This is a genomic window from Spirulina sp. LEGE 11439, from assembly GCF_059821285.1.
In genome coordinates this window covers 35,724-54,741 of the sequence record NZ_JCAMRX010000008.1, presented here as the reverse complement: position 1 = coordinate 54,741, position 19,018 = coordinate 35,724, and the positions used below count along the sequence as shown (strand labels likewise).

Annotated in this window: 14 protein-coding genes; 6 read left to right on the top strand and 8 right to left on the bottom strand. The window is 41.5% G+C overall.

Annotated elements, in window-relative coordinates; genetic code table 11:
• Window positions 1-7 precede the first annotated feature (7 nt).
• Together nadA and nadB are read left to right on the top strand one after the other, a co-directional pair.
• On the top strand, window positions 8-985 hold the full coding sequence (gene nadA / locus AC6RV6_RS08030; RefSeq protein WP_500240279.1) for a quinolinate synthase NadA: 978 nt from the start codon (window positions 8-10) through the stop codon (window positions 983-985).
• A gap of 10 nt (window positions 986-995) precedes the next feature.
• Entirely contained in the window at window positions 996-2,699 is a 1,704-nt protein-coding gene (gene nadB / locus AC6RV6_RS08025) for an L-aspartate oxidase (RefSeq protein WP_500240278.1), read from the top strand.
• A gap of 2 nt (window positions 2,700-2,701) precedes the next feature.
• On the opposite strand, the gene AC6RV6_RS08020 is transcribed toward nadB, so the two are convergent.
• The 4 genes from AC6RV6_RS08020 to AC6RV6_RS08005 form a co-directional block, all read right to left on the bottom strand.
• Window positions 2,702-3,715 carry a hypothetical protein gene (locus AC6RV6_RS08020; RefSeq protein WP_500240277.1) on the bottom strand — a complete coding sequence of 338 codons (1,014 nt, stop codon included), beginning with the start codon at window positions 3,713-3,715 and terminating at the stop codon, window positions 2,702-2,704.
• Window positions 3,715-4,293, bottom strand: coding sequence for a J domain-containing protein (locus AC6RV6_RS08015; RefSeq protein ID WP_500240275.1), 579 nt, complete (start codon window positions 4,291-4,293; stop codon window positions 3,715-3,717). The genes AC6RV6_RS08020 and AC6RV6_RS08015 overlap by 1 nt, the downstream gene beginning before the upstream one ends.
• Before the next feature lie 143 nt (window positions 4,294-4,436).
• Window positions 4,437-4,922, bottom strand: a complete 486-nt coding sequence (locus AC6RV6_RS08010; protein WP_500240273.1) for a hypothetical protein — start codon at window positions 4,920-4,922, stop codon at window positions 4,437-4,439.
• A gap of 179 nt (window positions 4,923-5,101) precedes the next feature.
• Complete coding sequence (locus AC6RV6_RS08005; RefSeq protein WP_500240271.1) at window positions 5,102-5,992, bottom strand: metallophosphoesterase family protein; 891 nt, start codon at window positions 5,990-5,992, stop codon at window positions 5,102-5,104.
• A gap of 132 nt (window positions 5,993-6,124) precedes the next feature.
• Between AC6RV6_RS08005 and AC6RV6_RS08000 the strand changes: the two genes are divergently transcribed.
• Window positions 6,125-7,120 (top strand): hypothetical protein, encoded by a 996-nt coding sequence (locus AC6RV6_RS08000; protein WP_500240270.1) that lies wholly within the window; start codon window positions 6,125-6,127, stop codon window positions 7,118-7,120.
• Window positions 7,121-7,249: 129 nt separating this feature from the next.
• Window positions 7,250-8,038: a molybdate ABC transporter substrate-binding protein gene (modA, locus tag AC6RV6_RS07995; RefSeq protein ID WP_500240269.1), complete on the top strand. Its 789-nt coding sequence runs from the start codon at window positions 7,250-7,252 to the stop codon at window positions 8,036-8,038.
• 63 nt (window positions 8,039-8,101) lie between these two features.
• Here the strand turns inward: modA and AC6RV6_RS07990 are convergent, their stop codons facing one another.
• Window positions 8,102-8,773, bottom strand: a complete 672-nt coding sequence (locus AC6RV6_RS07990; protein WP_500240268.1) for an N-acetylmannosamine-6-phosphate 2-epimerase — start codon at window positions 8,771-8,773, stop codon at window positions 8,102-8,104.
• A gap of 127 nt (window positions 8,774-8,900) precedes the next feature.
• Here AC6RV6_RS07990 and AC6RV6_RS07985 point away from each other — a divergent pair, with 127 nt between their 5' ends.
• Window positions 8,901-10,703: a serine/threonine protein kinase gene (locus AC6RV6_RS07985; RefSeq protein WP_500240266.1), complete on the top strand. Its 1,803-nt coding sequence runs from the start codon at window positions 8,901-8,903 to the stop codon at window positions 10,701-10,703.
• A gap of 140 nt (window positions 10,704-10,843) precedes the next feature.
• On the opposite strand, the gene AC6RV6_RS07980 is transcribed toward AC6RV6_RS07985, so the two are convergent.
• Complete coding sequence (locus tag AC6RV6_RS07980) at window positions 10,844-11,551, bottom strand: tRNA-dependent cyclodipeptide synthase (protein ID WP_500240265.1); 708 nt, start codon at window positions 11,549-11,551, stop codon at window positions 10,844-10,846.
• Window positions 11,552-11,660: 109 nt separating this feature from the next.
• Here AC6RV6_RS07980 and cobN point away from each other — a divergent pair, with 109 nt between their 5' ends.
• Window positions 11,661-15,398: a cobaltochelatase subunit CobN gene (cobN, locus tag AC6RV6_RS07975; protein ID WP_500240263.1), complete on the top strand. Its 3,738-nt coding sequence runs from the start codon at window positions 11,661-11,663 to the stop codon at window positions 15,396-15,398.
• Here the strand turns inward: cobN and AC6RV6_RS07970 are convergent.
• Window positions 15,395-15,982, bottom strand: a complete 588-nt coding sequence (locus AC6RV6_RS07970) for a type I restriction endonuclease (RefSeq protein WP_500240262.1) — start codon at window positions 15,980-15,982, stop codon at window positions 15,395-15,397. The genes cobN and AC6RV6_RS07970 overlap by 4 nt on opposite strands.
• Window positions 15,983-16,011: 29 nt before the next feature.
• Window positions 16,012-18,696, bottom strand: coding sequence for a zinc-dependent metalloprotease (locus AC6RV6_RS07965; protein WP_500240260.1), 2,685 nt, complete (start codon window positions 18,694-18,696; stop codon window positions 16,012-16,014).
• Between the last annotated feature and the right edge of the window lie 322 nt (window positions 18,697-19,018).

Below are 19,018 nucleotides of genomic sequence, written 5' to 3'. Positions count from 1 at the left end.
AATACTCATGTTTGCGACCGCGATCGCCGATCGTCCCAACCCTCACGCCTCTCTCCCGCAGGATCTCTTTGAGGCAATTGAAGCGCTGAAAAAGGACTTAAACGCGATTATTTTGGCACATTATTATCAAGATTCCGATATTCAAGATATTGCCGATTATATTGGCGATTCTCTCGGTTTGGCGAACCAAGCAGCCGAGACTAATGCCGAGGTCATTGTTTTTGCGGGGGTTCATTTTATGGCAGAAACGGCGAAAATTCTCAACCCCGACAAACTGGTTTTGTTACCCGATCTAGAGGCAGGTTGTTCTCTGGCAGACAGTTGCCCACCTCAAGAATTTGCCGCTTTTAAAGCTGTTCATCCCGATGCGTTAGTTATTTCTTATATCAACTGCACGGCGGAAATTAAAGCCATGAGCGATATTATTTGCACCAGTTCCAATGCGGTCAAAATCGTTCGGCAAATCCCTGAAAATAGACCAATTATATTTGCCCCCGATCGCAATTTGGGACGTTATGTCATGGAGCAAACTGGGCGAGATCTGATTTTATGGCAAGGGAGTTGCATCGTTCACGAAACATTTTCCGAGAAAAAGATCGTGCAGTTAAAAGTGCAATATCCCGATGCTGAATTTATCGCTCACCCGGAATGCGAACCTCAAGTTCTCCGGCACGCGAGTTATATTGGTTCCACCACGGCATTATTAAAATATACCCAAGAAAATACCAGTTCAAAATATATCGTAGCAACGGAACCCGGCATTTTGCACCAAATGCAAAAGAAGGCTCCACAAAAAGAATTTATCCCTGCTCCTCCGATGAATAATTGTGCTTGCAATGAATGTCCGCATATGCGTTTGAATACATTAGAAAAGTTATATTGGGCAATGAAAAATAAAACACCAGAAATTACCCTCCCTGCAAAAATTCAACGTGCCGCCTTAAAACCGATTCAGAAAATGCTAGAATTATCCGTCAAATTGTAGGAGAATTCCCTTGCCCGAATCCCCATCGCCCTCCCCCCGCCACCGAGAAGCCTCTTCTCTGGAAATGCCCGCAGCTTTTGATGTTTTGGTGGTCGGTTCTGGAGCGGCTGGCTTATATGCTGCTTTGTGCTTGCCTTTGCATTTGCGAGTGGGAATTATCACTAAAAGTGAGATAAAAGTCAGTAATAGCGACTGGGCGCAAGGAGGAATTGCGGCGGCGATCGATCCGGGAGATTCTCCCCATCTCCATTTTGAGGATACCTTGCAAGCAGGAGCGGGATTGTGTGAAGAGGAGGCCGTGCGTTTTATGGTAGAAAATGCTGCGACTTCCATCAATTCTTTGCTGGAATTTGGCGTAACCTTCGATCGCTACGGAGAAAAGTTAGCCATGACTCTCGAAGCGGCTCACTCTCGCCCTCGGGTGCTGCATAGCGCCGATCGCACGGGTCAGGCCATCGTGCGATCGCTGGCGGCGCAAGTCCTCGCGCGGGAAAATATTTGGGTTTGGGAACATGCTTTTGCCCTCAAATTATGGCACGATCGCTCTCGAAATCGCTGTCGGGGGCTTTGCTTGCTGTGGCGAGATCGCATCGTTTGGTTGCAAGCCTCAGCAGTCATTTTGGCGACGGGGGGGGGAGGTCGCGTCTATGCGAAAACTACCAATCCTCCTGTAAGTACAGGGGATGGAATCTCTCTCGCATGGCGTTGTGGTGCAATTTTGCGAGATTTGGAATTCGTGCAGTTTCACCCGACCGCCCTCAGCCAGCCCGATGCCCCTCATTTTCTCATTAGCGAGGCAGTTCGCGGAGAAGGCGCTCACTTATTGGATGAAGCCGGGCATCGTTTTGCTTTTGACTATCACCCCAAGGGAGAACTCGCCCCCCGGGATGTGGTCAGTCGGGCTATTTTTCATCATTTGCAAAAGACTGCTGAAAATCCTGCGGAAGCACGAGTCTATTTAGATACCAGTCCCATCGATCGCGATCGCCTACAATATCGTTTTCCCAATATTATTCAAAAATGCCAGTATTGGGGAATTGATGTGTTTAAACAACCCATTCCGGTCTCTCCTGCGGCGCATTATTGGATGGGAGGGGTCGCGGTGAGTCTCGATAATTCCACCTCAATTCCGGGATTATATGCTATTGGAGAAGTTGCTAGTACAGGAGTTCAAGGGGCTAATCGCTTGGCGAGTAATTCTTTATTAGAATGCGTAGTTTTTGCCGCTCAATTTGCCCAACTCGAAGTCGAACAAATTGGGAATTGCAAACCTTTAGAAGTTGTAGTCAAGACAGGAGATTGGCGGGAACAAATGCAGAAACTTGCAGAAATTCAAGCACAATTACCGATTGTCATGTGGCAAGGGGCGGGAATTTGTCGCTCGCGAGAACAATTGTTAAAGGCTCTCGATCGCGTCGAATCATGGCGCTCTCAATTAGAAAGTTTGGACATTGGAACTTACCTATTACAACTGTCTCCCGCACAAACGATTCAGTTAGAATCTTCTCTCGCTGGGGAACAATTAAAACACTGTACGGAAACATTAAATTTATTAGATATTGCGGCTTTAATTCTCAAAAGTGCGGTCTTTCGCGAAGAAAGTCGCGGCGGCCACTATCGCACTGATTATCCCGAAACGCTATCTAATTGGCAACGGCATACTCTCATTCAAGGCGATCGCTTGTGGACGGATTCTGTAAATCAAAAAACTTGAATTCATTGTTTTTCGTCCTCAACTTTTAAAATTCCTTTCAGTTGATGTAACTTTGCACTCAATATTTCTATTCTCGGTTCTTCTGCGTAGCATGAATGGATAAACTTAAGAAAATCATTTAAAGTACAAGGTTTATTCGTTCCTCCCATCCAGCCATGAAATTGCTCGTGAATTGACTCTTCAATTGTAATCAGATTATCTGTATTCGCAACTAAATGAGGATATTGTTTGGCACAATAGAGATGATGAGCTACTACTTTATATTTTGGAGGTCTTGCGCTCTTTTTTTGACCGGTTATCTGACAAATATATTTATCTCGCTGTTTAGCTCGCTGTTTAGCACTGGTAATTTCTTTTTTTAGTATTTTTTCTCGATCTTTTTGAGCATTTCCTAGTAGTTTAAGGCTGGGTTTAATTTGACTTCCTATTGATAAACACATTTGCCTTCTCGCTTTATTTTTTAACTTTTCTCCTAATTCTTTTGCTATCTTTTCAGCCCCAGTTCCGGCAAACCAATAATCACCATTAATATCGTCATAATCGACTCGTTTCTCCAATGGTAAACGAGATTGTTCAATATCTTTAAATGCTTTATTAAATCGACTACCACTTGTTTCTAAAATTCGTCGTAATGATTGCTTGTGCATCATAGGATATCCATTGATTGGCACAATTTTACCTGTTCCAGCGAGTTCATCATTAATTAAACGACGTGCCAGTGAGTTTCGCAATCGTTTTTCATGACGAGTAATAAACTCGATAATATCATGCCAAAGACCTCGCTTTTGCCGATCGAGATAAGTCGCAATTTTTAATGCTCCTGCTGGAGAATAAATACGAATTTTCTCTTTGCGATTTGTGAATTTATAATCGTCTCCTTCGACTAAATCCCAATCATCATCGGGATCGGAGTCAAAAAAATCGACAATTTCAACTAATTTATCAATGGAAATAGAGAACCATTTAGATAGCTCTTCTTCGCGAATTGTACATTTATCTTTCTTTTTAGTTGGCATCAGAGTTTATTTGTAATGGACTCGTACATAATTGTTAGACGGTTAAAAATCTGTGGATTTCCCATCTCTTTGTTGTCTGGGTGATAGATTTTAGCCAGTCTGCGATAAGCGTTTTTAATATCCTTAGTTGTAGCGATTTGAGGATCGAGTCCAAAGATATCCCACGGACGAAAATATTTAAAAATATCAATGCCATTAATGCAATTTTTTCCTTCTTCTTCTTTTTCTTCTGGCAAAATATCAACATATTTTCGATAAAATATTTCCCATGTTTTCTTGTGGCTAAGATTGAGCTTTCCTAGATCGTTTGTTGCTAATTGAAAGCGTCCAGATTTCTTTAATTCTGTTGTATTGTTGACATTAAAATACTGATAAACCGCTTTTTTGAGTTGTGTTACTGTCAAAGGTTTGACTTTTTTCGATTTCTTGGGTTTTACGGGTTTCTGACGATGATTTGTGATGACGAAGTTGGCAAACTCTTCTAATATCTCTGACTCAATGCTGTAAAGTTTGGCGAGACGTTGAATTTCGTTGGCGATCGCAGGATTAATTGAGTTTGTCTCGTTTTTCTTACTCATTGTTTGATTCTCTTGCAGTAATTATCATCTCACTTTTCGAGGTATCGCAGAAAAAACCACAAAAAGCATAAAATAGAGATCTATTGTCTGTTAAGTTACAAAAAATAACAATCAGATTGCTCGATCGCGATCGCAATTCTCTATTAACCAACTGAGCAGGCATTCACAATAACCGGAGAAGTGCGCCTTAAATTATCATAAGCGATCGCGGTATAAGTTCCATTGGGTTGAATTTGGAAAAGAAAGTTATCCGGGCTATAAGTGAGGTGTCTGATATTGGTGCCAAAATAAACGGGATTCGAACCGGAAATGACCCATCCTTGTGGCGAATTTTCAAGTCTCATGGTTTGTTGGACTGCTTCGGGTTGATTGGTGTTTTGATTGAAAAAGCGCGTCACCATTATGCCGCTATATCCATTCATGTAGAGTTCGCTCTCATAAATTATGCCAAAAGGACTATAAGTTAAACGCTGACAACTTGGAGTGAATTGAGCTAAGTGAGTTTTTTCTAGTTTAAAGGGGGTTGAATCGCGATCGCTGGTTGCTGCTAATCCAACATCGACAGAAACCGCTAAACCAAAGACTATTAATAGAGTGCGAATCATTACCCGACTTAAAGATTTCTTCATTCTTTCGCTTTCCTCAACCTCAGATATGAGTAGAATATTACAACTACAACAAAAGCTCGCTCTTGTCAAATTCTGGTGTCGATCGTTTGCTTTGTGAAGCGAGCGCTCAGAAAAAGAGAGCGCTATTTTTCTATTTTTTATCGAAATTATCTTATTTGGAATCCTTAAAGAGGACGAATTTACAAGATTTGACGGTCGATAATTCCGCGATCGAAGATTGTTCCATCCGGTGCGATCGCTTGCACGACTATGCGATCTTCGTGAACTTCATAAGCCGCAAAACCCAAGCGAGAAGCGGATCGCGCCGTCCATTGCGATCGCCCTGCCGATCGCAATCCTGCCGCACAGCCGCAAGTGAGATAAGTTGTACCTTGAATGGGATGGGTGCGTTCGTAGTGATGTTCGTGACCGTTAATATATAACTGCACGCCATAGCGGGCGAACAAAGGCGTTAATTTGGGGGCGAGAAATTCGTTATAGCCATAATGTCCGGAACTATAAACTTGATGGTGGCCAAAAACAATTTTCCAAGAGGCATCGGAGCGATTTAACTCATTTTCCAACCAAATTAATTGCTTGTCCCAGTCGGCTTTATAGTTGGTATCGAGGGCAAAAAACTGAATATTTCCTTCGCTAAATGTATAGTAACGTCCGGTCATATTAAATTCGGGATAAGCCACTTGCGGATCGCCGTTATCTGTACGAATATCGTGATTTCCTAAAACAGCTTGAAAGCGAACGCCGCGATCGCGTAAAGGTTTATAAGGAAGCTCAAAAACTGCTTCAACTTTCTCGATTTCCCCTTGGTTGTAAATATTATCCCCTGCCATAATCACAAGAGGATAGGGATTTTGGTCGTAATAGCGTTTCATCGCCCGAGCAACATCATATTGACCTTTTGCCCCGGTACCGCTATCGGCGATGGAGACAAAGCGAAAATCAGGCGGTGCGATCGAGGAATTAGGATCGATGGCGAGGGAAGAAGCATGCAGCTTAGCGCGTTTGGTCAGAGAGTCGAGTCCCGCGATCGCTAAACCCCCAGAAAGAAAGAAAAATTGACGGCGTTTCATAAAATTATTGAGTCCCGTTAAGCAATTGAGCGATAGACCGAGAGATAGTGATAAATTTGGCCTGTTAAGATTATTTCTTTGTAAAGAATTATCTCAGATTTTCGAGTCGGTGGGGTCTGGAGGACAAAATTTATGCCTGAAGAACGACAAGAACCCGTAACGGGAGAAACTCAAGCAGAAGAAGCATCGCCAAGGGATGAGGTGAGACAGTTGCAAGAGGCGATCGCGCGTTTGGAGTCAATTGCCAATCAACTCGCGCAAAAGCCGGAGACTTCTCTCCCTAGTTCGGCTTTTCAAGTCCTAGCGACAAGTGTGGAAGGGCTATCTACTGCTTTAGAAACGCCGGAAAATTACCGTGATATGGAGGTTCGGACGATATCTGAAGCGGAAACTGCGCGGGTCGCTGAAGTCATTTCCTCGGAAAAACTGGCTCAAGAATCTACGTCTAGCCAAAATGAAGATTTATTAAGCCTACAAAAACTCCAAGATGCGTGGGAATGGGTGTTGGAGAAGGTGCGGGACTTGTTGCCCGAGTCTGTGGAGGAAAATCTTTCCGATGGGGCATTAACGGGGATTTTAGGAGGCTTAATTGCCGCGATTTTTGTGGGAACGATCGCCTTTTCGGGAGGAGAAAAAGCCGAACCTGTGGCGCAAGTTCCAGACGTGAAAAAACCTGCGATCGAACAACCCGCACAGCCGAAACAACCAACCCGCGAACTTCCTCCTGAAATTACTGCACCGACTCCACCTAAACCTGTTGTCACTCCCACATCCAAGCCGTTTTCTCTCCCGTTTACTCGTCCGAAGTTAACCCCAGAACAAAGTTTAATTGCGGCTATTCAAGAACAAGTTGCAGAAATTACCGATCGCTATGCCGATGGATTAATTAGTTCTATTCAAGCTAACTTTTTTAGCGGTTCTTTAACGGTTACAGTCAGCCCGGAATGGTATGTTTTAGAACAGCCCCAACAAAATGAATTAGCCAATGAAATGTTAGCGCGATCGCGACAATTAGATTTTACTAAAATTGAAATTTTAGATGAGAAAGGAGCAATGGTTGCCAGAAGTCCGGTCGTTGGACAGGAAATGGTGATTTTTAAACGCAGTCAACCCGAAACCATTTTTTAAACTCACATTTAAAATTCAACATTGAGGAAATTTAACGTTTCTTCAGATTTATTGTAGCTGAGCAAACTGCTTTCTCTGCCAGACTGATAATATCTTTCTGAATTAATTTATATTTCGGTAAAAATTGTCATGAAAATCCCTAGAAGATATTTTTTGAGTCTGGGTTTAGTTGTCTTTTTAACAGCTTGTGGGAGTCCGGAAAGCAGGAATCTCGGAGAAGAATCCGTGACGCTTACCATATCGGTAGCAGCGAGTTTACAAGATGCGATCGCGGTAGTGGGAACAAAATATAAAGAACAATTTCCTCATGTAGAATTAGTGTTTAATTTTGGCTCTTCGGGTTCCTTACAACAACAAATCGAACAAGGTGCGCCTGTTGATATCTTTATCTCGGCTGCTAAAAGTAAAATGGATGCGCTTCGAGAGAAGGATCTCATTTTAAAAGAAACTCATCAAAGTTTGCTGCAAAATCAGATTGTTCTGATTGCACCTAAAGACAATGAAAAAATTACAGAACTTCAGGAATTAAATACGGATAAGTTTGCTAAAGTTGCTCTCGGAGATCCAGACAGCGTTCCCGCCGGACGTTATAGTAAAGAAGTGTTAGACTCTGCCAATTTTTATCAAAAACTGGAAAGTAAATTTGTGTTTGGAAAAGATGTCCGACAGATTTTAGCTTATGTTGAAACTGGCAATGTTGATGCGGGATTTGTCTATGCAACCGATGCAAAATTATGTAAAAATTGTCAAATTATTTTTGTTGCCTCCGAAGATTCTCATTCTCCTATTGTTTATCCTGTTGCTATTATTAATGATAGCCATAATATTGATTCTTCTCGCAAATTTATTGAGTTTTTATCTATGGAGACAGCAAAAAGCGTGTTTGAAGAATATGGATTTATATCAATCGTTGATTGATATTTGGCAATGCTTGTACTCTAAATCTAAATATTAGAGTGAGTTATCGGTACTAAATATTGTTCATTCCAAAACAGATTGAAAGGCTTTAACTTTTAAATCGATTCCTGTAATTGCCGTACCGACAACAACAGAATAAGCGCCTAGATCTAAGGCTTTTTTTGCCATTTTCGGTGATGCAATTCCTCCTTCACAAATTGCTGGAATATCCAATTTCTCTACAATTTGACTTAATAATTCCCATCCCGGCGGATTATTTTGGGCTGTCTGTTTTGTATATCCATAAAGTGTCGTTCCTACTATATCTGCACCGGCTTCAACGGCTTTTGTTGCACTTTCGAGATCGTCAATATCTGCCATCACTAATTTACCCAATTCGTCGTGAATTTTAGTAATTAAATGGGTAACGGTTTCTCCCTCGGGACGATCGCGCAGAGTGGCATCGATCGCAATAATATCTGCCCCTGCTTCTGCGATCGCAACGGCATCTTGAAAGCGTGGGGTAATATAAACCTCATAGCCCGGTATTTGCTGCTTCCACAATCCAATAATTGGCGTTTTGGGTAACTTTTGCCGCGTTGCTTTGACATGGGAAGGGCTATCAATTCTCACGCCTACTGCACCCTGAAGAATAGATGCTTGCGCGATCGTGGCAATAATGTGCGGATCGTGCAAGGGAGATTCAATCGGTGCCTGACACGAAACAATTAAGCGTTTTTCTAGGGTTTTCAACATAATCCTTGAAAATTATCTTTACAGAATTTAACCGGATGAAAGAATAAAAATGCAGTAAGATATTTATATCATAGAAAAGGGCTGCATCTACTCAAAAAATATGGTATAAAAAGAAAATCCTCGGACTATGAGCCAGCCTGCAAATTCTTCTAGTTCAGCTTCTCAAAACTCTTCTCGCTATCAAAAAATTAGAGAACTCGGTCGTAGCGATCGCAGACATCGCATTACTTATTTGGCAAAAGATAATAAGGTCAAAAAAACCGTTGTTATCAAACAATATATTTTTGGCGACTCTCACAGTGACTGGGCTGGACTGAAAGCCTATGAAGCTCATGCTAAAATATTATTAAATCTCAAACATCCCTCTCTTCCTCGCTATTTAAACTTTTTTCCCAGTAAAGATGGATTTTGTGCAGTACGAGAATTTAAGCAAGCAACATCTCTGGCTGTATTCCGGCATCTAAATTTAGAAATTGTACACAAAATCACGGTTTCTTTATTGGAGACACTGGCTTATTTACAGAACCAATCGCCTTTTGTTATTCACTATAACATTAAGCCAGAAAATATTTTAGTAGACGATCGCTTAAATATTCATCTTGTTGATTTTGGTTTTCCTTATATTGACAAACAAGGTAAAATGAGAGCTTCATTTGCTGGAACAGCCGGCTTTATGCCCCGAGAACAACTTCGCAACAAAGAGTTAACAGCAGCAGGGGATCTTTATGCTGTCGGTGCAAGTTTAACTTGTTTGGTTGCACAAATGCCGTCTCAAAAAATTGACAATTTACTCGCACGAGATAGCCGTATTTCGTTAGTTGAAGTTATCCCAAAAGAAATTAGTTTTAAATTTGTTGAATGGTTGGAAGGACTTCTCAAGCCTTCTCTCAATCAACGTTATTCTAATGCTTCGGTCGCATTAGAAGCATTAGAGGCGATCGATCTCAAGCGATCGCCACAGGCAAAAATAAAACCAAATACAATCGAACTGGAAAGTCAGGAATATGGGGAAAAACTGATTGTGACAATATCAGTTAATAATACCGTGCCAGATACTTTATTGCAAGGAAAATGGGAACTTTTATCTCAGAATAATAATAAATCTTCATCTTTTGCAAAGTCAAGCTGGATTGTTTTCGATCCGCCTCAATTTGAAAGTAATCGTATTAGTTGTGATGTGATTATCGATACTAAAAAATTACAAGCAGAGCAAATTTATGAACGAGAAATTATTTTACATACCAATGATGAAGAAAAAACTCATGCGATCGCGTTAAAAATTGAAACTGCACCTCTGGTCACAGAAAAATTACCTTGGCTGCATTTTGGCATATTATTAGTTGTTGGTTTATTAGGGGGTAGTCTCTATGGAATTTTATTTGGTTTAATCGAACGTTTTTCTGGAGCTTTTCCGAATTATGTTGGTTTTTTAATGGGTTTAACGATTGGTGGTATTGGTGGTGTTGCTAGTAGTTTTCATAATTACGATCTGCTTAAAAAAATGTTGGGACTCGCAACAGCGTTGGGGATAATGTCTTGGTTATTATCATTGAGACTATTTTTAGGATTATTTATGGGCATCAGATTATATAATCGTATTCCTTTATTAATCGGAACGTTAATCGGTATATTTGTGTTTGCTGTTGCTGGTTATATTCTTCGCTATAGCTATGGCCAACCCATCCAAAGTAAAGAATTTATTGTTCTTAGAGAAATATTATCAACCAAGGGATTAATCGTCTTACTCATTGCAACTTTAGGGATTTTTATTGGTTTAGGTCTAAATGCAGGGTTATTTAATCCCTTCATTCTTTTTTGCTTAATTTTAATCGGAACACCTCTCGGAATTATGCTCTATCGTTTTCATGTAAGTCAAGTGAAATTACTGACAAAGTATCGTAAAGCTAAACCTCATTTACTGAAACCATAATATGATAAGATTGAAAAAACATTTGGAGTCTAGCGAACTTAGTTTTACATACTAAGTTCGCTAGACCTAATATTTGCATATTAGAAATTGGGTTGCAATCGCTAAAATTTATAGTTTCTCAGACAAGAGTATCGACATAGCTAGCGCTTCTTAAAATGGAGAGAGACGACGATTAATTGCTTGAGTTCTTCAAAAAGTTCTGGATATTTTCCGTTGACAATCTCAACGAGAGTACTAAATGTTCCAGGATACACCATAACTGAAAATCCGCGCTTTTGAAGACAGGAAAAAATCGCAAATTCTTCTAAGAAGTAGTCACAAGATCGACGAATACGATATTCAAGCAAAGTATCCTTTGTATCGCGCGATCGCCTCATCTGATAATTACGACTGAATGCTTCAACTGACGCTCGAAATTGAGCATTACTGGCAAAAAAGTCTTGCAGATATTGATAAAAATAGGTATAGTCCTCCGAGGTCTGAATTTGACTGCAAGTCTCGAAAGTGAATTGAGTCCGATCTGCAAATGCACTAAAAATAGGTTCTTGTGTCTGGACGAAAGACGAACCCATTTTCAAGGCTTCAATGAGTGCATTTTCTGGAGTGAATGATTTTCTTGTTTCTAAGGTAATACGATGAATGCTATCTCCCACCAACACGATACAATGCAGAAAACGTCGTGAAATCCATTCAGCCATAGACCTGAGTTTTTCTGGTGTAAAACTATTGTTCTCAAGACTAATTCCCAAAAAACAGGAATCTAATTTCTCAAAATTAGTCCTCGCTGAAAGCGGAAAAACAGCATCAATTTTAGCCCAGTATCGTAACTTAGGAATTGATTGTGACATTTAAGAATTTCTGAATTGTTACTACGCGAAGATTGTACCTCAATTTTAATTACTCTTGTCTTACGTTCGTTGATAGACTAGAATGATTTCTTAATTTACGCCAAAACTCATGCACCGAATTGCTGCTACACCGGGAGGATGGAATCCAGACTCAGAAGGTGTTATTTTTATCGAACAAACTCCCGCACCGATCGCCATTTTAACGGCTGCGGATACTGAAATTCAAACCCTAGCAGCGACGATTCCTCATCTTCCTGAAAGTTTCCCCCAAATTCGTGCGGTTAATCTTTTACAACTTCAGCAACAACTCAGTATTGATGCTTATGGGGATAGCGTATTAGCAGAAGCAAAAATCATTATTTTACGTTTGTTGGGAGGGCGATCTTATTGGTCTTATGGGTTAGAAATTGTTGAAGAAATTGCTAAAAATACTGGAGCATTTTTATTTATTTTACCCGGAGACGATCGCCCGGATCTGAGCTTGATGAGTCATTCCACGGTATCGCTTACTGCTGTCGATCGCCTTTGGCAATATTTTATTGAAGGAGGAGTCGAGAATTACCTCAATGCTTTGAAATTTGTTGCGAGTTTTTGTTTAGATTTAGAATATAACTCTATTGAGGCTATTTCTGTGCCTCGGGTGGGATTATACGGGAAAAAAGAGACGCGATCGCAGTCTTCTCGAAAAGTGGGAATTTTATTTTACCGCGCTCATTATTTAGCTGGAAATATATTACCCATTGAGGCATTGTGTCAAGCCCTCAAAGAAAGAAATTTAGAACCTATTCCTTTATTTGTTTCGTCCTTGCGCGATCGCGACGTACAAAATGAACTTCTCTCCTATTTTCAACCTGAAGATAATTTTCCCATTCAAGTATTACTCAATACTACCAGTTTTTCTCTAGCAAAAATTGGCAGCGAAGAACAACCGGATCTCTGGAAAAATTTAGATGTTCCCGTGTTGCAAGTGATTCTAAGTGGTGGGACAGAAGAACAATGGGAAACGAGTTTACAAGGACTCACTCCTCGCGATGTCGCCATGAATGTTGCACTCCCAGAAGTCGATGGAAGAGTGATTACGCGGGCAATTTCCTTCAAGTCAGTGCAAACTTGGAATGAAGATTTAGAAACCGATGTTGTTGTTTATCAACCCAGACGCGATCGCATTGATTTTGTCGCAGATTTAGCCCAAAACTGGGTTAGTTTAAAACAAACTCCAGTACAAGATAGAAAAATTGCTTTAGTTTTAGCGAATTATCCCAATAAAGATGGAAGAATTGCCAATGGAGTTGGCTTGGATACTCCTCAAAGCTGCATTGAAATTCTCAAAGCATTACAACAAGAAGGCTATTATTTAGAAGATATTCCCGAGACAGGAGATGAGCTTATTTCTCGTTTAACTTCTCATGTTACTAACGATTTAGAAGCTAATGAATTACGCGCGATCGCCCAGTCGTTATCCTGCGAAAAATACCAACAATATTTTACTACTTTACCTAACAATAGCCAACAAGCAATTATCGATCGGTGGAAGGATATTGCTCAGTCATCAGTCACTCATCACCAGTCACCCGTTAATAAGAGAACAATACCGATATCGGGTATTCAATTGGGTAATATTTTCATTGGTATTCAGCCTTCACGAGGATACGATCGCGATCCGAGTTTAAATTATCACGCGCCAGATTTAGAACCCACTCACGACTATTTAGCCTTTTATTATTGGTTGCGAGAAGAATTTCAGGCACAAGCGATCGCGCATATTGGCAAACATGGTAATTTAGAATGGTTGCCGGGGAAAAGTCTTGCTTTATCCTCAGAATGCTATCCTGAAATTACTCTCGGTACGCTGCCTCATTTTTATCCATTTATCGTTAACGATCCGGGGGAAGGTTCCCAAGCAAAACGACGCGGACACGCTATTATTTTAGACCATTTAACCCCACCTTTGACTCGTGCCGAACTTTATGGATCTTTGCAACAATTAGAAGCCTTAATAGATGAATATTACGAAGCACAAACCTTAAATCCAAGTCGCTTGCCCTTACTCAGCGAGAAAATTACACAACTCGTCACGACAGAAAACCTAGATCGAGATTTAGGGATCGAAACGATTGAAACTGATGCGATCGCAGAATTTCTCACCCTTGCCGATGGCTATTTATGCGAACTGAAAGAGGCACAAATTCGCGATGGATTGCACATTTTTGGTCAATGTCCTCAAGGCAGGCAACTCAGAGATTTAATTATTGCGATCGCGCGTTCCCCCAGCTTAAATCACAAGGGATTGACTCGCGCGATCGCAGAAGATTTAAACCTAGATTTCGATCCTTTAACTGCCGATTTAAGCCAATCTATTCAAGGTAAACTTATTGGGGATATTGTTGAAGAATTAGAAGAAAAGGCCAGTTATCTCATTGAAAACTTACTTAACCCCACAATTGATACTTTAGATATCGACCAATATACCAAACAAGAGTTAGAATGGATTCAACGTATTCTGCTCCCCAATTTATACAAAACGAAACAAGAAATTGAGTATTTATTAAAAGGATTCAACGGTCAATATATCCCCTCGGGTGCATCCGGCGCACCTACCCGAGGAAGACCCGAGGTATTACCGACAGGGCGCAATTTTTACTCTGTCGATATTCGTGCCATTCCCACTGAAACCGCTTGGGATGTCGGCAGAAAAGCTGCTGAAATAGTCATCGAAAGATATACTCAAGAAAATGGAGAATATCCCCAAACTTTAGCAATATCTGTCTGGGGAACTTCTACGATGAGAACTGGAGGAGACGATATTGCAGAAGTGTTGGCATTATTAGGCGTAAAACCCGTTTGGGATGGCTTATCTCGGCGAGTGGTTGACTTTGAAATTCTTCCTTTATCGGTTTTAGGACGACCTCGGGTAGATGTTACTTTACGTATTTCTGGCTTCTTTCGCGATGGTTTTCCCAATTTAATTCGCTTAGTTTATGACGCGATCGCGGCCGTTTCTCAACTCGACGAACCTTCAGAACAAAATCCTCTCGCCACAAAGGTCAAGCAGGAAACTACCTTTTGGCAGCAGCAGGGATTAATTGAAGAAAAAGCAAATTCCCGTGCCTTAGAGCGCATTTTTGGTTCAAAACCGGGTGCTTATGGGGCAGGGTTGCAGGGGTTAATAGAGAGCCAAAATTGGCACAATGACGAAGACTTAGCGCGTGCCTATTTAAACTGGAGTAGTTACGCTTATTCTCCTTCAGAAAATGGCAGCATTCAAGGCATTTCCTCCCCTGAATCTTTTGCACGCTGCTTGCAGAATCTCCAAATCGTTCTACACAATCAAGATAATCGAGAACACGACTTATTAGACTCCGATGATTATTATCAATTTCAAGGCGGATTAACCGCCGCCGTCCGCAGTTTAAAAGGAGAAAATCCTACTACTTATTTTGGGGATAATTCTATTCCTGCTAACCCTCGAGTGCGGCAATTAAAAGAAGAAATTGCTCGCGTTTATCGATCGCGCGTCGTTAACCCCAAATGGATTGCTGGAGTCATGCGCCACGGATATAAAGGAGCTTTTGAAATGGCAGCAACTGTTGACTATTTGTTTGCTTATGATGCAACGGCAAATTGTGTCGAAGATTTCATGTATCAAGGGGTTGCAGATGCCTATTTATTTGACGAAAACGTGCAAGATTTTATTCAAGAAAAGAACCCTTGGGCATTACGAGATATGTCAGAACGATTATTAGAAGCACATCAACGCGGGTTGTGGCGATCGCCAAGTCAAAACACTTTAGATGCACTAAAAATGTTAGCAAATCAAGCAGAAGGGGTTATCGAAGATACTATTTAAAGTGTACCTAAATATTTGAGAATTGCTAAAACTTCATAGAGTTCATTTTCAGGATTGATGAGAGAGAAAAGTCGAGAAGCTGCATATTGAGGTTTTGGAGTATGCTGGGCTTTGAGAAATAAAAATTCGTTACCATTCGTAGTCATACCAAAAGTAGGATGCTGGTGTTCTGGGTTGCCCAACATATAAGCGAGAGTTTGAGGAAGGGCGCGAGTGACGACAAAATCACTGCGTTTCGACTCGATGACCGCAAGCCAAAGTTGTTCTTTGAGGACGAGAATATCGATCCGTCCTCGAATGATAATCCCTTCGTCTTCTAGGTCGATCGCCATAGTTGCTTCGGTTTCAAGGCGAAAGGGACGGCGGTAAAATCCAGCCAAATCGAGGAGAGGGGCGAGGATGACCATCTTGACACTATTTTCTAGCATGGGTGGGTCTTCCCTCAATTCTAAAAAGTTGGTTTTCACCCGGTCGAGGGATTCGCGATCGCGATCGCCCAAAACTGGCAAATCTCGATCCCACTCGGAGAAAAACTTGCGGGTAGAAGCAGGTTGCAAACCTAAAGTTTGTTTGAGAGTACGCAAGGTGATTTCTTGAGGAGAAATAATTGTCGCTAAGATTCTTGTTGGTAACGTGCATCGAGGGTTTTCGCAATGCGATCGCGGGTCTCCTCCAAATGCGCCTGCGTGTAGGTATCCCAAGGTTGTGAAATTGCCTCATCCAAGCGATCGCTTAACTGCCGCAGTTGATACCATGCTAAAGTTCGCGCATCTTCGGGAACTTGACTGCGCCCGAGAACCATGCCAATCAGGAGATTTAGATGTTCTCGCTGCAAGGAACGACGCACGCTGGAAATATTACCGTTAGCCGTAGAATGAACAATTTCCGACCAAATTCCCTCAGTTAAAGTATCGTATAACTCGGGTATTGTGAGCGCATCTTCAGAGCCGGCTTTTAACTCCAAATCCCTTAAGTTACTCAAACGCTGATTAGAGAGAAGCGATCGCAAAATGCGACCTTGAAAAAAGAAAATATAATCATGAATGGGATAATCGATCGCGGCTGTAGGGCGATGTCCCCAATGATTCCAGCGAGAAGGGGCGAGTTGATTGAGCAATTCTGGGGGGAATACCAAGGCATCTTTTGCAAATACATATTCTTGTAAAATTTGCAAGGCTTGACGCTGCTTTTCGAGGGGGACTTGCTCAAAAGGTAAGCGTCCGTTAGAGAAACCCGGGCGATCGCGGTTAAAAGAACGCCCGCCGATATAATTGGATACTAACCGCGCCTGACGAAAATAATAGGTCAGCACCTCGTTAAATCGTTCGCGAATGTCACTGTAGCGATCGCCTTGTACCGGATAGCGTTTTTGCAACTTATCCCACATTTTTAAAGCATTATCCATTTGCGATCGGGCATGGTACATGACATCCGAACTTAAATCCCAGCGATTAACATTGGGATCTTGTAAGCCCCAAACATCTTCATCTGTTGCATAAGCGAGTTCTGGTTGGGAAGATTGGCGGGCAATGTCTTCGAGAAAACGCCGTTCCGCGACAGGGATTAAAGCGCCACTGGGCTGATATCCGTAGGCGATCGCCCAGCGATCGTAAGGTCCCACCACCACGGGGAAATAATCTCCTTGTTGTATTCCTTCCGTCGCCAAATTTACACCCACATAATCCATTACCGAACTAATTAGACCTTTTGTGCGAGTAATTTCAGTATCGTGTAACTCCTCGGGTTCGAGAAGCGTAGATCCATGAAAATTATGGCGCAGTCCTAACCCGTGACCGATTTCATGGGAGACTAACCAACGCAGATATTGCGTAATATACTCTTGGCGCTGTTCGGGAGAAGGGATAGTATTGTTGAGAAGAGAAAGGGCTAAATTGCCCATTTCCAATTGTTCTTGTGCGCCAGCATTAAAGCATATTTCGCGATCTTCCGGGTGATTTTTTAACAAAATTGCAAGCAAAGATTCCTCATTTGGTTCGGTTTCTGAGGTCAACGGTAAAACTAATTCATCTGGACAGATTTCTGCGATCGCGCCTACTTGATTTAACTCGGTAAAATGTTCGTATTGTTCGGCTTTATGGCGAATGACATTGGCATTAATAACAATATCGGAGGCGAGAATTTCGCCGGTTAAAGGATTGACTTGAATGGGACCGATACCATTCGCACTTCTTCCCGCCGTACTCGACCAACGAATGACATTATAACGAATATCTTCAGGATCCCATTGGGCGCGATCGCTCATTTGGCGCACTTGAATTGCATCTTTAAATCCGGCAGATTCAAAGGCTTTATTCCAACTTAAAACCCCTTCTCGAATCGCATTGCGATATTCAGGAGGAACGGTGTTTTCAATCCAGAACACAATTGGTTTTTGCGGAGTTGAAAGAGTCGCATTCGGATCGCTAGGCTTTAAATTCCAGCGATGAATATAGCGAATAAATGCTTCCTTAGAATTGTTATCGGAAATATCTTTATAAGCTGTAAGGAAATAACCCACGCGATCGTCTGCCAAGCGGGGAATATAGCCATTATTATCGGGGATTTCTGCAACGCTATAATGAACGGCAAGATTGAAAGCACGACTATCGGGGACGGCAGCAATATAAGGCGGTCTGCGACCGGGAAGTAAGCTAAATCCATAGACGACTTGAATTTCCATATTACCCGGAAAAACTTTACTACTCTCAAAATAAGACTTGCTGGCATCCAAACTATAGAAACTGGCAAAAGATTGAGCCAGACCTGCTAAATCTTCGTCACCGAGTAACAAATCTTTTAAATCGACGAGAATATTTTTCGTCTCGGGATTAATACTTTTAATCGGCAGTGCGTAGAGAACAGAATTGCTAAAAGAGCGATCGAGGTTACGTCGTTGCGGATCGTTTGGATCGGCACGAAAATTCAAATTAGGTAGAACAAAATGTAGCTTATTATCAACCTTCTGGAAACGAAACAGAAAACTATCCTGTTGCAGGCCGTTAATTAAATATCCTTCTCCTAAACCTCTAGCAAGGGTCGCTGTAAAGAGATAATTCTTGTTGAGTTGGTCGGGACGGATTTCAAGGTATAGTTTGCGACGACCTTCGTGAAGCGTAAATAGCCCTTGAGATTGGCGCGTATTGGCGATAATCTCTGCAAAGGATTTTTGGGTAGTTTTCGCCGTCGTTTGCGGGGGAGATTTTGCCATTGTCGGAGAGGGAGGCGCGATCGCCATCAGTCCCCAACACAAACATAAGCCCAAGATAAACCATGCCCAAAATCGCAGTTGTTTCATCATGTCGTTTCCTTGCCGTCAATTTTCGCGATCGCTTCTGATTCTAGTGTAATCCTTCATTCTGTTTTCTGGGATAACAGGGGATTTTTATGCACGCCCAAGCTAATTTTAGGACAAAATTTTATTCTTTTAGAAAAGGTTATTTAAAGGAGGTAATATTGTTTTATCTATTTAACTAGCTGTTTCAAGATATGAATTCCGAAGCCGCTCATCTATCCGTAGGATGATGAGTGGTAGTTCACATTCATTAGCGATCGCTTCAAGTGCAAATTAAAGCAAATAAAAATCGGCAATCTTCAACTTAAGATGGGGATATGATTTGCCT